This window comes from Allobosea psychrotolerans (genome assembly GCF_002917105.1).
GTDB classification, from domain to species: Bacteria; Pseudomonadota; Alphaproteobacteria; order Rhizobiales; family Beijerinckiaceae; genus Allobosea; species Allobosea psychrotolerans.
On record NZ_PQFZ01000011.1, the window covers coordinates 1 to 14,634 of the forward strand.

Below are 14,634 nucleotides of genomic sequence, written 5' to 3' on the forward strand. Positions count from 1 at the left end.
AACGCAATCGTCAGAGACAACACACCCTGGCGAACACAAAACCCTTGACCAACAACACAGCCGCTCATCCGGCGCTGCGCGCCACCTTCTCCCGCCAGGGGAGAAGGGGAGAGGCGGGCATGTGCCCGGCTCCCTTCGGAGGGTTCCCCGCGCCTTATCTACGCAAGGACGGGGCTCAGATCACCGCCTCGATCAGGAACGGCCCCTTCCTGCCGAGCGCGCCCTTGAATAGCTTGGTGAACTCCTCCGCCGTCGTGGCGCGGGCGGCTTCGACGCCCATGCCGCGCGCCATCGAGACCCAGTCCAGCGCCGGCTCGTCGAGGTTCAGCATCAGCTTGGCGTTGCGGCCGAAATCATTGACGCCGACGGCGCGCATCTCGCCATGCAGGATCGCATAGGTCCGGTTGGCGAAGATCACCGTGACGACATCGAGATTCTCACGCGCCTGCGTCCAGAGCCCCTGCACCGTATACATGCCCGAGCCGTCCGCCTGCATGGCGACGACCTTACGGTCGGGGCAGGCGACAGCCGCGCCCACCGCGAGCGGGATGCCTTCGCCGATCGCCCCGCCGGTGAGCTGGATATAGTCGTGCTGCGGCGCGCTGTGGCAGTCGAAATAGAACATCCGGCCGGAGGAGACGGATTCGTCGCAGACGATGCAGTTCTCCGGCAGCAGGGTCGAGACGATGCTGCAAACCTTGTCGGCGTCGAGCGTTCCCGTCGGCAGCGCCGGCTGCTCCCGGCGCGGCGGGGCGATGAAGGCAGGCGCCGTCTTCGTCGCGCCGAGCTCGTCGGTGAGGGCGGCGACGGTGCCGGGCAGATCGTCGCCGGGCCGAGCCAGGGTCACGATCTCACAGCCCTCATGGACCAGCCGGCCGGGCTTGCCGGGATAGGCGAAGAAGCCGACCGGGATCTGCGCGCCGATGAGGACGAGATAGTCGACGTCCTTGAGCTGATCGAGCGCCTTGTCGACGGGATAGTGGATCTTGGGCATGGCGACGCGACCGGCGCCGCGCTGAACGCGCCCGTTCGACATCTGGCTGAAGATCTTCGCCCCCGTCGCGGCGCAGGCACGCGCCGCCATCTCCATCGGAGTCTCGCGCAGCGCGAGCCCGGTCAGCATGATCGCGGCGCGCGCGCCATGCTTGCGCAGCCCGGCGGCGACGTCGCGGATCGTGGCGGCGTCGACGCTTTTCAGCGCCGGCAGCTTCACCGGCTTCAGCTCGGCCGGCTCGACGCCGTTCCAGGCGCAATCGGCCGGCAGGATGACGGTGGTGACGCCCGGCAATGTCAGCGAGGCGACATAGGCTTCCTCGATCGCCGGGCCGACATCCTCGGCCGAGGCGATGCGGCGGACGAAATGCGACATCGGCCTGGCCAGGCTCTCGATGTCGCTGGTCAGCGGCGCGTCATGCTGGAGGTGATAGGTCGCGTGGTCGCCGACGACGTTGATCATCGGCGTCCAGGCGCGCCTTGCATTGTGCATGTTGGCGAGCGCGTTCGCCATGCCCGGCCCGCAATGCAGCAGGGTCGCAGCCGGCTTGTCGGCCATGCGGGCATAGCCGTCGGCCGCGCCGGTCACCACGCCCTCGAACAGGCCGAGCACGCAGCGCATCTGCGGCTTGCGGTCGAGCGCCGCGACGAAATGCATCTCGGAGGTGCCGGGATTGGCGAAGCAGACATCCACGTCGTTGACGAGGAGCGTGTCGCAGAGGCGGTCGGCGCCGTTCATTCGGATCATCCCGGACAGGGTTGGTGGAGAACGCGCTGAGCGCGAAAGGAGGCCTCAGGGGAAAAGATGTTGGGCGCACTGTCAAACGCGAGAAATTCATGGCGGGGTCGAGATCGAGTGATGGGTGCCAAGGGCACCGCTCGAGAGCACGGCTTGACGGATTTGCATATGCATTTAACCTTCCTTGGAACGAAGGTTGCATCTCGCCCGCTTCAGGGTGCGGTGGCGTCTCGCCGCCCGGATCATCCGACGACAACAGGGGAAGGCTCACGTCATGACAGGTTTGAAGCGCATCGCGGCATTGGCCGGCATCGGCCTCACCGGCCTCATCGCGGCGGGCGCCGCGCAGGCGCAGACCAAGGTCGCCATCGGCATCTCAGGCTGGACCGGCTTTGCCCCGCTGGTGCTGGCCAAGGAGGCCGGGATCTTCGCCAAGAACGGCCTCGACGTCACCATCAAGAAGATCCCGCAGAAGGACCGTCACCTCGCCATGGCCTCGGGCGACATCCAGTGCGCCGCGACCACCGTCGAGACCTGGATCGTCTGGGACGGCGCGGGCGTGAAGAGCAAGCAGATCTTCCAGCTCGACAAGAGCTACGGCGCCGACGGCATGGTGACGCGCAGCGCGATCGGCTCGATCAAGGACCTCAAGGGCAAGACCGTGGCGGCCTCGGCACCTGGCACCTCGCCCTATTTCGCGCTGGCCTGGATGCTCAAGGAGAACGGCATGTCCGTGAAGGACGTGACCGTGGTCAATATGGAGCCCGGCCCGGCGGCGCAGGCCTTCATCGCCGGCCAGAACGACGCGGCCCTGACCTATGAGCCCTATCTCTCCGCCGTGCGCGAGAAGCCCGAGGCCGGCAAGATCATCGCCACCACGCTCGACTACCCGATGGTGATGGACACGCTGGGCTGCACGCCCGCCTTCCTCGCCGCCAATGACGATGCCGCCAAGGCGCTGACCAAGAGCTATTTCGAGGCTCTCGACCTGATCAAGGCCGACAAGGACAAGGCCTATGGCATCATGGGCGCGGATGTGAAGCAGAGCGGCGAGCAGTTCGGCAAGTCGGCCGCCTACCTGCGCTGGTCCGATGCCGCGGGCAACAAGACGTTCTTCTCCGGGGAATGGCAGGCCTTTTCCGCCAAGGCCGCCGACCTCCTGCTCGAGATCGGGCTGATCAAGGCGAAGCCGGATCTCGGCACGCTGATCGAGACGAAATACGTCATCGGCGGCTGAACCGGGTGATCCTGCCCGATGTCCTGCGTCCCGGCTTGCGTATCGTGTTTTGCGGCACGCAGGCCGGGGCGGCCTCGGCGCGTCGCGGGGCCTATTATGCCGGGCCGGGCAACAAATTCTGGAAAACCCTGCATGAGGTTGGGCTGATCACCGAGCGGCTCGGTCCGATGGATTTCCACGATCTGCCGCGATACGGCATTGGCTTGACCGACATCGCCAAGGCGACTTCGGGGCCGGACGCCGCCTTGCTGCGATCCCATTTCGATGTCGAGAGCTTCATGAGCAAGATCAGGGCGCATGCCCCAGCCATCGTCGCCTTCAACGGCAAGCGGGCGGCACAAGTGGCTCTCGGTCTCCCCGGCCCGGCGATGTCCTATGGCCTGCAAGCGGTGAAGATCGCGGAAACCGCAGCCTTCGTCCTGCCTTCGACCTCGGGCGCGGCGGCTGGCTTCTGGTCGATCGAGCCCTGGCGGGAACTGGCCTCGCTCGCAGGGACCAGGGGAGCCGCCGCATGAAACCGCTTCAGCCGGTCTCGGGCGGCGCAAGGATCGGCTATGGCGTCGCCTTCTTCGCGGTGTTCGTCCTGGCCTGGTCCGCCGCGACCTTCGGCGGCTATGTGCAGCGGCTGTTCCTGGCCGACCCGCTCACCATGCTGCGGGAAGGCTACAGCCTGCTGGTCCAGTACGGCTTCGCCTTCGATATCGGCATGACGATCTGGCGGGTCGTCGGCGGCTTCGTGCTGGCGGTCATCGTCGCGTTGCCGCTCGGCATCCTGATGGGCGCCTACAAGCCGGTCGAGGCCTTCCTCGAACCCTTCGTCTCCTTCGCGCGTTATCTGCCGGCCTCGGCCTTCATTCCGCTCCTGATCCTCTGGGCCGGCATCGGCGAGGCGCAGAAGCTGCTCGTCATCTTCATCGGCTCGGTCTTCCAGCTCATCTTGATGATCGCGGTCGCGGTCGGCGGCGTCCGGCGCGATCTCGTCGATGCCGCCTATACGCTGGGCGCCAGCGACAGCTCGGTGGTCAGGCGCGTGCTCCTGCCCAATGCCGCCCCCGAGATCGCCGAGATCTTCCGCCTCGTGCTCGGCTGGGCCTGGACCTATGTCATCGTCGCCGAACTGATCGGCTCGTCATCGGGCATCGGCCACATGATCACCGACAGCCAGGCGCTGCTCAATACCGGCCAGATCATCTTCGGCATCATCGTCATCGGGCTGATCGGCCTGGTCTCGGATTTCCTGTTCAAGGCGGTCAACCAGCGCCTGTTTCCATGGGCTAAGGCGTGAGCAAGCTGATCATCGAGAATGTCGGCAAGGTCTTTCCGGCCCAGCGCGGCGGTCAACCGACGCGCGCCCTGACGCCGACGACGCTCAGCGTCGCGGATAACGACTTCATCACGATTCTCGGCCCGTCGGGCTGCGGAAAATCCACGCTGCTGCGCATCATCGGCGGGCTCGAGACGGCAAGCGAGGGCCGCATCCTGCTCGACGGTGCGCCTGTCTCCGGGCCCGGTGCCGATCGTGGTTTCGTCTTCCAGAGCTACACGCTGTTTCCCTGGTTGACGGTGATCGAGAACATCGCCTTCGGCCTGCGCGAGAAGGGCGTGCCCGAGCGCGAGCGGCTCGATCTCGCCCGCGACTGGGCCGGCCGCGTCGGGCTCTCCGCCTTCGTCGATCATTTCCCCAAACAGCTCTCGGGCGGCATGCAGCAGCGCACCGCGATCGCGCGTGCGCTCGCCAACGACCCCAAGATCCTGCTGCTCGACGAGCCTTTTGGGGCGCTCGACAACCAGACCCGCGCCCTGATGCAGGAGATGCTGCTCGGCATCTGGGAGCGCGAGCAGAAGACCGTGCTCTTCGTCACCCACGATATCGAGGAGGCGATCTTCGTCGGTTCGCGCGTCGTGGTGATGAGCGCCCGGCCCGGCCGGATCAAGGCCGATATCACGGTCGATCTGCCCCATCCGCGTCCCTACACCATCAAGACGAGCCCGGAGTTCGTGGCGTTGAAGGAGCGGCTGGTCGAGGAGATCCGCGTCGAGGCCGTGCTGGCGGCGGAGGTCCACTAGAACCTGCCCGCGCAACCATCGCCCCGCAGCTCGCCCGATATGCGGCAGGTGATGGTCTGAATTGCAGGAAAAGGGCTATTTTGTTGCAATAGCCGCTTGCCATCTTATCTCCAAAGGGGTGCTGCCATGAGGTGGGGCCGATGCACGCGCTTATCGCAAGGATGTTGTCCCGGCTGGTGAAGGAGCCGCGGATCGATGTTGTGTTCGCCGATGGATCTCTGCAATCCGTCGGGAAGGGAAGTACGCCCGCATTCAGGATGCGCATCGCCGACCGGCCGACCGAGCTCCAGCTCGCGCTGGACCCGGAGCTGGCTCTCGGCGAGGCGGTGATGGAGGGGCGCGTCGTGGTCGAGCGCGGCAGCCTCTACGATCTGCTGGACGTGCTGGTCGCAGGTGTTCACCGTAACCCTCCGACAGCCTGGGCCAGGGCGCTGGCGCAGCTGAGGACCAGCGTCCGGCGCTTCCACCAGCACAACACGCTTGGCTTGGCACGGCGCAACGTCGCCCATCACTATGATCTCAAATCGGAGTTCTTCCGGCTCTTCCTCGATGAGGACATGCAGTATTCCTGCGCTTATTTCCCGACGCCGCAGACCTCGCTCGCCGAGGCCCAGATCGCCAAGAAGCGGCACATCCTGGCCAAGCTCGCGATCAGGCCGGGCCAGAGCGTGCTTGATATCGGCTCGGGCTGGGGAGGGCTCGGCCTGACGATCGCGCGCGAGGCAGGCGCGAAGGTGACCGGGGTCACGCTCTCGCAGGAGCAGCTCGCCGTCGCCAGGGAGCGCGCGACCGCGGCAGGCCTGCCGGTCGATTTCCGCCTGCAGGATTACCGCGACGTCCCCGAACGCTTCGACCGGATCGTCTCGGTCGGCATGTTCGAGCATGTCGGCGTCGGCTATTACCGTACCTTCTTCCGCAAGATTGCGGAGCTTTTGAAGGAAGACGGCGTCGCGCTGATCCACACGATTGGCCGCAGCTCGCCGCCCGGCGCGACCAACCCCTTCATCGCCAAATACATCTTCCCGGGCGGCTACATCCCGGCGATGTCGGAGGTAACGGCGGCCGTCGAGCGTGAAGGCCTGATCATCTCCGATGTCGAGGTGCTCCGCCTGCATTATGCCGAGACGCTGAAGGCCTGGCGCGAGCGCTTCCTGGCCCGCCGCGCTGAGGCGGTTGCGATGTATGACGAGCGCTTCGCCCGGATGTGGGAGTTCTATCTCGCAGCCTCGGAGGCGAGCTTCCGGCATGACGACCTCGTCGTCTTCCAGTTCCAGCTCACCAAGCGCCTCGATACGCTGCCGATGACACGCGGCTACATGGAGCAGCCGCAATAGCGGCTGCGGCTAGCGGAAGGGCGCTGGAAACCCTTCTCCCAGCCATCTCGGGCGTGCCCGAGATGGGCAACCCTAAGTGTTAAAGTCGGCGACAGCCGACTTTAATGGGGAGAATGGAAGGGGGCGGCGCGGCAGTGGCGAAAAGGCGCGGGGAACCCCTCTCCTGTAAGGAGAGGGGCAGGGGTGAGGTATAGGCCCCTGAACCAGTTGCGTAAAAACCTCGCAGCGAGACTGCGGTGAGGGTACGGCCAAAGCGTCGAACGGCCGACACCTCACCCTACCCTCTCCTTACAGGAGAGGGGTCTGCGTCGCGGCCCTATTCCCGCCGCCGCAGCAGCACCGTTCCCAGGATCGCGACGCCGCCAAGGGCCCGCGCGGGCGAGGGCTGTTCGCCGAAGATCGCCAGACGGGCGAGCCTGACGCAGTCAGCTCGTCGGCACCAGCGTGATCGCGAAGATCTCGTTTTCGGGATTATTGGCGCTGAGTTCCACCTGCGCCGGGCCATCCAGAAGCGCGCTGTCGCCAGGCGCGAGTATTTCGGCTCCGCGTGACCATGTGACGGTCCAATCGCCGGCGGGCGCGACGAGGACGAGCAGCCCGGCATCGATCCCGACGGCGTGCGAGCTCGCTCCGATGATGCGCCGCATCGCGTGAGTCCAGCCGCCACGCCGGCTCATCACGTTGAGGTCGTCGATCGGCCCGGCGACGAGCTGGCCTGCGACAGCACGGTCGGCCGCGAAGGCGAAGGGCTCTGTCTGCCGGTCGAGCATGACGGTCTCGCCGTCACTGAGGGCGAGGCGGATGCCGTCGCCGCGCAGCACCGCAAGGGTCCTGTCGATGCCGGGGAAGCTGGAGAACGGCCCGTCGCCGCCGACATGCGCCATGGAGATGCGCCAGTCGAAGGCATCGAGCGAAGCACCTTGCGGATGCAGGGCGATTTCGGTCGTGGTGCCGCCGCCATTCTTCCACGGCATGGCGCGGCATTCGCTGGCTCGGATCAGGCGCATGGTCAGCGCAAGATGCCCGGCAGCTTCAGCCCCTTCGCCTTGGCGCAGTCGATCGCGATCTCGTAGCCCGCATCGGCATGGCGCATCACGCCGGTCGCCGGGTCGTTCCAGAGCACGCGCTCCAGCCTCTTTGCGGCTTCCGGCGTGCCGTCGGCGACGATGACCACGCCCGAATGCTGCGAATAGCCCATGCCGACGCCGCCGCCATGATGCAGCGAGACCCAGGTCGCGCCGCCCGCCGTGTTCAGCAGGGCATTCAGCAGCGGCCAGTCGGAGACCGCATCCGAGCCGTCCTTCATCGCTTCGGTCTCGCGGTTGGGCGAGGCGACGGAGCCTGAATCGAGATGGTCGCGGCCGATCACGACCGGGGCCTTGAGCTCGCCCTTGGCCACCATCTCGTTGAAGGCGAGGCCGAGCCGGTGCCGGTCGCCCAGCCCGACCCAGCAGATGCGGGCGGGCAGGCCCTGGAACTGGATGCGCTCGCGCGCCATGTCGAGCCAGTTGTGCAGGTGGGTGTCGTCCGGCATCAGCTCTTTGACGCGCTGGTCGGTGCGGTAGATGTCCTCCGGGTCGCCCGAGAGCGCGGCCCAGCGGAACGGCCCGATGCCGCGGCAGAACAGCGGCCGGATATAGGCCGGCACGAAGCCGGGGAAATCGAAGGCGTCGGCGACGCCCATATCCTTCGCCATCTGGCGGATATTGTTGCCGTAATCGAGCGTCGGCACGCCCATCTTCTGGAAGTCGAGCATGGCACGCACATGCGTCGCCATCGAGGCCTTCGCCGCCTGGATCGTCCCGGCAGGGTCGCGCTCCCGACGTTCCTCCCATTCCTGCAGCGTCCAGCCGGCCGGCAGATAGCCGTTGAGCGGGTCATGCGCCGAGGTCTGGTCGGTGACGACATCGGGGCGGATGCCGCGGCGGACCATGTCGGGGAAGACTTCGGCCGCATTGCCGAGCACGCCGACCGAGACCGCCTTGCCTTGCTTATGGGCGCGCTCGACGATCTCCAGCGCTTCGTCGATGCTGGCCGCCTTCTCGTCGAGATAGCGGGTGCGCAGACGGAAATCGATCGAGGAGGGCTTGCATTCGACCGCGATCATCGAGGCGCCGGCCATGGTGGCGGCGAGCGGCTGCGCCCCGCCCATGCCGCCCAGGCCTCCGGTCAGGATCCACTTGCCCTTGAGCGAGCCGCCATAGTGCTGGCGGCCGACCTCGACGAAGGTCTCGTAAGTGCCCTGAACGATGCCTTGCGTGCCGATATAGATCCAGGAGCCGGCCGTCATCTGGCCGTACATCATCAGCCCGAGCTTATCGAGCTCGTGGAAATGCTCCCAATTTGCATAGGCCGGGACGAGGTTGGAATTGGCGATCAGCACGCGCGGCGCGTCCGCATGGGTCCGAAAGATGCCGACCGGCTTGCCCGATTGCACAAGCAAGGTCTCGTCGGCCTCGAGCGAGCGCAGCGAGGCGCAGATCCGGTCGAAATCCTCCCAGGTCCGCGCCGCGCGGCCGATGCCGCCATAGACCACGAGCTCGCCCGGCTTCTCCGCGACATCGGGGTCGAGATTGTTCATCAGCATGCGCAAAGGCGCCTCGGTCAGCCAGCTCTTGGCCGAGAGCTCGCTGCCGCGCGGGCTACGGATGACGCGGCTGTTGTCGATACGGGTCATGGCTGGGCCTTTTCGAAGCTGGCGGCCGCGTCCAGCGCGGCGGCGATGATGCTGGAGAGGGCGGCTTGGAACTTGGCGGCCTTGGCCTCGTCGAAGGTCCAGGGCGGCGCCTCGTCGGTGAGATAGGCGCAGAGTGCGATCTCCATCTGGATCGCATGCACATGTTCGGCCGGCTTGCCGTAATGGCGCGTGATCCAGCCGCCCTTGAAGCGGCCATTGACGATCTGCGTGAAGGGCTGGCCCGCCATCGCGGCGACAGCCGCCGCCTCGATGGGCGCCGCGCAGCTCGCGCCCGAATTCGTGCCGAGGTTCAATATCGGCAGCGTGCCGGGAAACAGCCGCGGGATCACCGATTTGATCGAGTGGCAGTCCCAGAGCAGGCACCAGCCGTGAAGCGCCTTCACCCGCGCGATCTCGGCCGAGAGCGCCACATGATAGGGCTGGAAATAGGCCTGTCGTCGCCGCTCGATCTCGGCTGCATCCGGCGGCCGAGCCCAGATCGGCTCGCCGTCGAAGCGCGTGGTCGGGACGAGCTCCGTCGTCGCCTGCCCGGGATAGAGCGAGACGCCGGAGGGGTCGCGATTGACGTCGATGACATAGCGCGAGAGCCCTGCCTCGACGATCGTCGGCTGGAAGCGCTCGGTGAAGCCGTAGAGCTGGCGCATGTGCCAGTCGGTGTCGGGCACTGTGCGTCCGGTCTCGTTGAGAGCGGCGCGCACCTCGTCCGGCAGGCCGGTGCCGGGATGCGGCATCGAAAGGATGAAAGGCGAGGGGCCCGGGGTGACGGTGACGATGTCGGTCATGCTCGCAGTCCTTCACACCGCCGCCGGACCTTGGAGCCGAGCGACATCCCAATGGGAAAAGGCGCGGGGAACCCCTGTCCTGCATCGAAGTCGGGTCTACCCGACTTCGACACTCTGAAGTGCTGAACTCGGGCAGGCCCGAGTTCAGTGAGAGGGGCAGGGGTAAGGTGTAGGCCGTTTGACCAGTTGTGTGACGACCTTGCCGTCATTGCGAGCGCAGCGAAGCAATCCAGGGGCCGTCGAGCGAGCCCTCCTGGATTGCTTCGCTGCGCTCGCAATGACGATGGAGCGGCGGTCGGGCCATGGCCAAAGCGTCCAACGGCCGCCCCCTCACCCTGCCCTCTCCCACCAATCTCGGGCTTGCCCGAGATCGGCATCCATCGTGATCCAAGTCGGAAACATCCGACTTGGATTGGAGAGGGTTCCCCGCGCTTGTTGTTGCGAAGGCTCACGCCGAAAACTCCGCAAAACTATCCAACCCCGCCGCCTGACCGACCGCGCCTGACAGCACGAGGTCCGTCGCCGCCGCGAGATCCGGGGCGAGATAGCGGTCGGCGGTGAGCGGCGCGATCCGGCCGCGCAGCAGGGCCAGAACCGGCTCCAGCCGTGGGCTCGTCTTCATCGGCCGGTGATGCTCGATCGCCTCGGCTGCCGCCATCAATTCGATGCCGATGACGCTGGCGGCGTTCCCGGCCATGTCGAGCAGGCGATAGGCGCCATGCGTCGCCATCGAGACATGGTCCTCCTGGTTGGCGGAGGTCGGGATGGTGTCGACGGAAGCCGGATAGGCCTTCTGCTTGTTCTCCGACGCCAAGGCGGCGGCCGTCACCTGCGCGATCATGAAGCCGGAGTTGAGCCCGGCGTCGCGCGCCAGGAAGGGTGGCAGGCCGCTCATCACCGGGTCGACCAGGAGCGCCATGCGCCGCTCCGAGAGATTGCCGATCTCGCACAGTCCCATGGCGAGGATGTCGGCGGCGAAGGCGACAGGCTCGGCGTGGAAATTGCCGCCCGAGACGATCTCGCCCGGCCCGAGCACCAAGGGGTTGTCGGTGACGGCATTGGCCTCGATACCGAGCGTCGCGGCGGCATTGGCGAGGAGGTCGCGCACCGCGCCCATCACCTGCGGCTGGCAGCGCAGCGAATAGGGGTCCTGCACCTTCGAATCGCCGAAACGGTGGCTGTCGCGGATCTCGCTGCCCGCAATCAGCGTCAGCAAGGTGGCGGCGACCTTGATCTGGCCGGGTTGGCCGCGCAGCGCCTGGATGCGGGGATCGAACGGCGTATCCGAGCCCTTCAGCGCGTCGACCGAGAGCGCGCCGGCAATGAGCGCGGCGTCGAAGACGCGCGCGATCTCGGACAGCGCCGTGATCGCGATCGCGGTCGAGACCTGCGTGCCGTTGATCAGCGCGAGCCCTTCCTTGGCGCCGAGTGCGAGCGGGGCCTGGCCGATGCGCGACAGCGCTTCTGCCGCCGGCAGGGCCATGCCCTTCAGCCTGATTTCGCCGACCCCCATCAGGGCGGCTGTCAGATGCGCCAGCGGGGCGAGATCGCCCGACGCGCCGACCGAGCCCTTCGCCGGAACCACCGGCAAGGCATCGGCCGCGAGCGCGCCGAGCAGCGCCTCGACCACGACAGGGCGCACACCCGAGGCGCCGCGCGCCAGGCTCGCCGCCTTCATGGCGAGGATCAGGCGCACCGCGCTGTCGGGCAGGGCCGGGCCGGTGCCCACCGCATGCGACAGGATGAGGTTGCGCTGCAGCGTCGCGAGGTCCGCATCGGCGATGCGCACGCTGGCGAGCTTGCCGAAGCCGGTATTGACGCCATAGGTCACGGTGCCGGCGGCGACGATGTCGTCGACGATCGCCTGGGCTGCGGCGATGGCGCCTGCGCTTGCCGCATCGAGCGTAAGCGAGGCGCCGGCGAGCACGTCGCGCCAATGCGTCAGTGGGGCGTGGCCGGGCGTGAGCAGGAGAGGCGAGGTCATTGTCCGTTCCAGATGCGGGCGTGAAGCGGGTTGAAGCCGATGCGATAGGCGAGTTCGGCCGGGCGCTCGATCTCCCAGATCGCGAGGTCGCAGCGCTTGCCGGCTTCCAGCGTGCCGATCTCGCCGGCCAGGCCGAGCGCCTGAGCGGCGTTGCGGGTCAGGCCGGCCAGCGCCTCCTCCGGCGTCAACCGGAACAATGTGCAGGCCATGTTCAAGACCAGCAGCGGCGAGGTCAGCGGCGAGGAACCGGGATTGGCGTCGGTTGCGAGCGCGATCGGCACGCCATGCTGACGCAGCAGCGCGATCGGCGGCTTTTGCGTCTCGCGCAGGAAATAGAAGGCCCCGGGCAGGATCACCGCGACCGTTCCGGCCCCAGCCATGGCGATGACGCCGGCCTCGTCGAGATATTCGAGATGGTCGGCCGAGAGCGCGCCATATTCGGCGGCCAGGGCGGCTCCGCCGAGATTGGAGAGTTGCTCGGCGTGGATCTTGATCGCGAGACCCTTGGCCTTGGCCGCAGTGAAGATGCGCGCCGTCTCCTCCCGCGAGAAGGCAATGCCCTCGCAGAAGACGTCGACGGCATCCGCCAGTCCCCGTGCCGCGACGGCGTCCAGCATCGGCCCGGCGACGAGCTCGGCATAGTCGCTGGAGCGGCCCTTATATTCGGGGGGCACTGCATGTGCGCCCAGAAAGGTCGTGCGCACGCCAACCGGCCGCTCGCGCCCGAGCCGGCGCGCGACCGAAAGCTGCTTCAGCTCGGTTTCCGTCTCCAGCCCATAGCCGGATTTGATTTCGACGGTGGTGACGCCTTCCGCGATCAAGGCGGCAAGCCGCCTGTCGGCGCTGGCGAAGAGTTCGGCCTCGCTTGCGGCCCGCGTCGCCTTGACGGTGGAGAGGATGCCGCCGCCGGCGCGCGCGATCTCCTCATAGCTCGCGCCCTGCAGGCGCAATTCGAATTCATGGGCGCGGTCGCCGCCATAAACGAGATGGCTGTGGCAATCGATCAGGCCGGGCGTGATCCAGCGACTGCGGCAATCGATCGTCTCCACCGCATCGAAGGCAGGCGCCTCGCCTTTCGCTCCGGCGAAGACGATGCGCCCGTCGCGCGCCGCGATGACGCCGTCTTCGATCGCGCCATAGGGCGTGCCGGAACCCGCGGCCATCGTGGCGAGCCGGGCATTCGTCCAAACCCGGTCGCAGATCAGAAACTCATCCGGCCGTTGCGCCACTCGCGTTTCCTCTCGACAATCGCCGTCCCGGGACTATGCTAGCTAATTGCATATGCAATTGGCAAGCGGACCGCAAATGACTGCTGGAGCGATCGCGTGAATCAGACCCTGCATCTCGCGCAGGCCCTCCTGCCGGACGGATTTGCCGATGACGTGGCGCTGACGATCGCGGATGGCGTCATCACGCGCGTCGACGCCGGCGTTGCCCCCGCCGTGGATGCGGAGCGTTTGCCCGGCCTCGCCTTGCCCGGCATGCCGAACCTGCACAGCCACGCCTTCCAGCGCGGCATGGCCGGCCTGTCGGAGCGGCGCGGTGCGAGCGACGATTCCTTCTGGACTTGGCGCGAGGTGATGTACCGCTTCCTCGACAGGCTCGATCCCGACGACGTCCAGGCCATCGCCGCCCAGGCTTTCGTCGAGATGCTGGAGGGCGGCTTCACCGCGCTCGCCGAGTTCCACTATCTGCATCACGACAAGGACGGGCGCGCCTATGCCGACATCGCCGCGATGGCGGGCGCGGTCGCTGCGGCGGCGCAGGAGACGGGGCTCGGGCTGACCTTGCTGCCGGTGCTCTACCGTTTCGGCAATTTCGGCGGCGCGCCCTCCGTCCACGGCCAGCGCCGCTTCGTCAATGAGCGCGACGCCTATCTGCGCCTGATCGAGGCGAGCGCGGCGGCGATCCGCCCGCTGCCGGATGCACGGCTGGGCCTCGCCCCGCATTCGCTGCGCGCGGTCGCGCTCGACGATCTCGACTGGCTGGCGGGCTTGCGGCCGGACGGCCCGCTGCACATCCATGTCGCCGAGCAGATGCGCGAGGTGGAGGACAGCCTCAGGATCACCGGCCGCCGCCCGGTCGAATTGCTGATGGAGAATACGACGCTCGATCGGCGCTGGTGTCTGGTCCATGCGACGCATCTGACCGAAGCCGAGCGCGACGGCATCGCGCGCAGCGGCGCGATCGCCGGCCTATGCCCCATCACCGAATCCAGCCTGGGCGACGGCATCTTCGACGGCGTGCGCTATCGCGCGGCCGGTGGAGCTTTCGGCGTCGGCAGCGATTCCAACATCCAGATCGATGCCGGGGCCGAGCTGCGCCAGCTCGAATACTCCCAGCGCCTGCGCGATCGCGGCCGCGCCTTGATGGCGGATGCCGGCGCCTCGACCGGAGCGGCTTTGTGGCAGGCGGCTTGCGCGGGTGGCGCGCAGGCCTGCGGTCGTGCCATCGGGCGGCTCGCGCCGGGCTGCCGGGCCGATCTCGTGACGCTGGCCGCAGACCATCCGGCGCTGCTTGGCAAGGCCGGAGAGATGGCACTCGACAGCGCGATCTTCGCCGCCAACGCCCTGCCGTTGCGCGATGTCTTCGTCGGCGGTCGCAGGGTGGTCGCGGAGGGGCGCCATCTCGCACGCGAGCCGGTCAAGGCGCGCTTTGCCGCGACGATGCGCAAACTGCTCGGCTAGAGCCATTTGCGATCCAATTGGATCGCAAATGGCTCTAGCACTTTCTTTTTACGCGTTTTCTTCATGCGAACCGGTATCCACTTCGCTCGAAAACGCTCTGAAGGCGGCGTGAC

Annotated in this window: 12 protein-coding genes; 6 read left to right on the forward strand and 6 right to left on the reverse strand. The window is 67.1% G+C overall.

The window, feature by feature from the left end; translation table 11 throughout:
- Positions 1-175 precede the first annotated feature (175 nt).
- Positions 176-1,732 (reverse strand): acetolactate synthase large subunit, encoded by a 1,557-nt coding sequence (locus CYD53_RS18105; RefSeq protein ID WP_103719494.1) that lies wholly within the window; start codon positions 1,730-1,732, stop codon positions 176-178.
- A 274-nt stretch (positions 1,733-2,006) separates the two neighbouring features.
- On the opposite strand from CYD53_RS18105, the gene CYD53_RS18110 reads away from it, so the two are divergent.
- The 5 genes from CYD53_RS18110 (at position 2,007) to CYD53_RS18130 (ending at position 6,370) form a co-directional block, all read left to right on the forward strand.
- Positions 2,007-2,969 (forward strand): ABC transporter substrate-binding protein, encoded by a 963-nt coding sequence (locus tag CYD53_RS18110; protein ID WP_103719495.1) that lies wholly within the window; start codon positions 2,007-2,009, stop codon positions 2,967-2,969.
- A gap of 5 nt (positions 2,970-2,974) precedes the next feature.
- A complete protein-coding gene (locus tag CYD53_RS18115) occupies positions 2,975-3,484 on the forward strand; it encodes a mismatch-specific DNA-glycosylase (protein WP_245928304.1) in 510 nt (169 codons plus the stop codon).
- Positions 3,481-4,254, forward strand: a complete 774-nt coding sequence (locus tag CYD53_RS18120; RefSeq protein ID WP_103719496.1) for an ABC transporter permease — start codon at positions 3,481-3,483, stop codon at positions 4,252-4,254. Before CYD53_RS18115 ends, CYD53_RS18120 begins: the two co-directional genes overlap by 4 nt.
- A complete protein-coding gene (locus tag CYD53_RS18125; RefSeq protein WP_103719497.1) occupies positions 4,251-5,036 on the forward strand; it encodes an ABC transporter ATP-binding protein in 786 nt (261 codons plus the stop codon). The genes CYD53_RS18120 and CYD53_RS18125 overlap by 4 nt, the downstream gene beginning before the upstream one ends.
- Positions 5,037-5,197: 161 nt before the next feature.
- Positions 5,198-6,370, forward strand: a complete 1,173-nt coding sequence (locus CYD53_RS18130; RefSeq protein WP_465247919.1) for a class I SAM-dependent methyltransferase — start codon at positions 5,198-5,200, stop codon at positions 6,368-6,370.
- A gap of 425 nt (positions 6,371-6,795) precedes the next feature.
- On the opposite strand, the gene CYD53_RS18135 is transcribed toward CYD53_RS18130, so the two are convergent.
- The 5 genes from CYD53_RS18135 to hutI all read right to left on the reverse strand — a co-directional run bounded on the left by CYD53_RS18135 (position 6,796) and on the right by hutI (position 12,997).
- The gene (locus CYD53_RS18135; RefSeq protein ID WP_103719499.1) at positions 6,796-7,377 is read right to left on the reverse strand and encodes a HutD/Ves family protein; all 582 of its coding nucleotides are present in this window, start codon (positions 7,375-7,377) and stop codon (positions 6,796-6,798) included.
- 2 nt (positions 7,378-7,379) lie between these two features.
- Positions 7,380-9,047, reverse strand: a complete 1,668-nt coding sequence (gene hutU, locus CYD53_RS18140; protein ID WP_103719500.1) for a urocanate hydratase — start codon at positions 9,045-9,047, stop codon at positions 7,380-7,382.
- A complete protein-coding gene (gene hutG, locus CYD53_RS18145; protein WP_103719501.1) occupies positions 9,044-9,850 on the reverse strand; it encodes an N-formylglutamate deformylase in 807 nt (268 codons plus the stop codon). The genes hutU and hutG overlap by 4 nt, the downstream gene beginning before the upstream one ends.
- A 448-nt stretch (positions 9,851-10,298) precedes the next feature.
- A complete protein-coding gene (gene hutH / locus CYD53_RS18150) occupies positions 10,299-11,834 on the reverse strand; it encodes a histidine ammonia-lyase (protein ID WP_103719502.1) in 1,536 nt (511 codons plus the stop codon).
- Complete coding sequence (hutI, locus tag CYD53_RS18155) at positions 11,831-12,997, reverse strand: imidazolonepropionase (RefSeq protein ID WP_211200701.1); 1,167 nt, start codon at positions 12,995-12,997, stop codon at positions 11,831-11,833. The genes hutH and hutI overlap by 4 nt, the downstream gene beginning before the upstream one ends.
- Positions 12,998-13,159: 162 nt before the next feature.
- Between hutI and CYD53_RS18160 the strand changes: the two genes are divergently transcribed.
- On the forward strand, positions 13,160-14,521 hold the full coding sequence (locus CYD53_RS18160) for a formimidoylglutamate deiminase (protein ID WP_103719503.1): 1,362 nt from the start codon (positions 13,160-13,162) through the stop codon (positions 14,519-14,521).
- The last annotated feature ends 113 nt before the right edge of the window (positions 14,522-14,634 follow it).

Bases quoted from the DNA above. Each gene is read 5' to 3' on its own strand.
- CYD53_RS18105 (WP_103719494.1), bottom strand. From the start codon at position 1,732: ATGAACGGCGCCGACCGCCTCTGCGACACGCTCCTCGTCAACGACGTG.
- CYD53_RS18110 (WP_103719495.1), top strand. From the start codon at position 2,007: ATGACAGGTTTGAAGCGCATCGCGGCATTGGCCGGCATCGGCCTCACC.
- CYD53_RS18120 (WP_103719496.1), top strand. From the start codon at position 3,481: ATGAAACCGCTTCAGCCGGTCTCGGGCGGCGCAAGGATCGGCTATGGC.
- CYD53_RS18130 (WP_465247919.1), top strand. From the start codon at position 5,198: ATGTTGTCCCGGCTGGTGAAGGAGCCGCGGATCGATGTTGTGTTCGCC.
- CYD53_RS18135 (WP_103719499.1), bottom strand. From the start codon at position 7,377: ATGCGCCTGATCCGAGCCAGCGAATGCCGCGCCATGCCGTGGAAGAAT.
- hutU (WP_103719500.1), bottom strand. From the start codon at position 9,047: ATGACCCGTATCGACAACAGCCGCGTCATCCGTAGCCCGCGCGGCAGC.
- hutG (WP_103719501.1), bottom strand. From the start codon at position 9,850: ATGACCGACATCGTCACCGTCACCCCGGGCCCCTCGCCTTTCATCCTT.
- hutH (WP_103719502.1), bottom strand. From the start codon at position 11,834: ATGACCTCGCCTCTCCTGCTCACGCCCGGCCACGCCCCACTGACGCAT.
- hutI (WP_211200701.1), bottom strand. From the start codon at position 12,997: ATGGCCGCGGGTTCCGGCACGCCCTATGGCGCGATCGAAGACGGCGTC.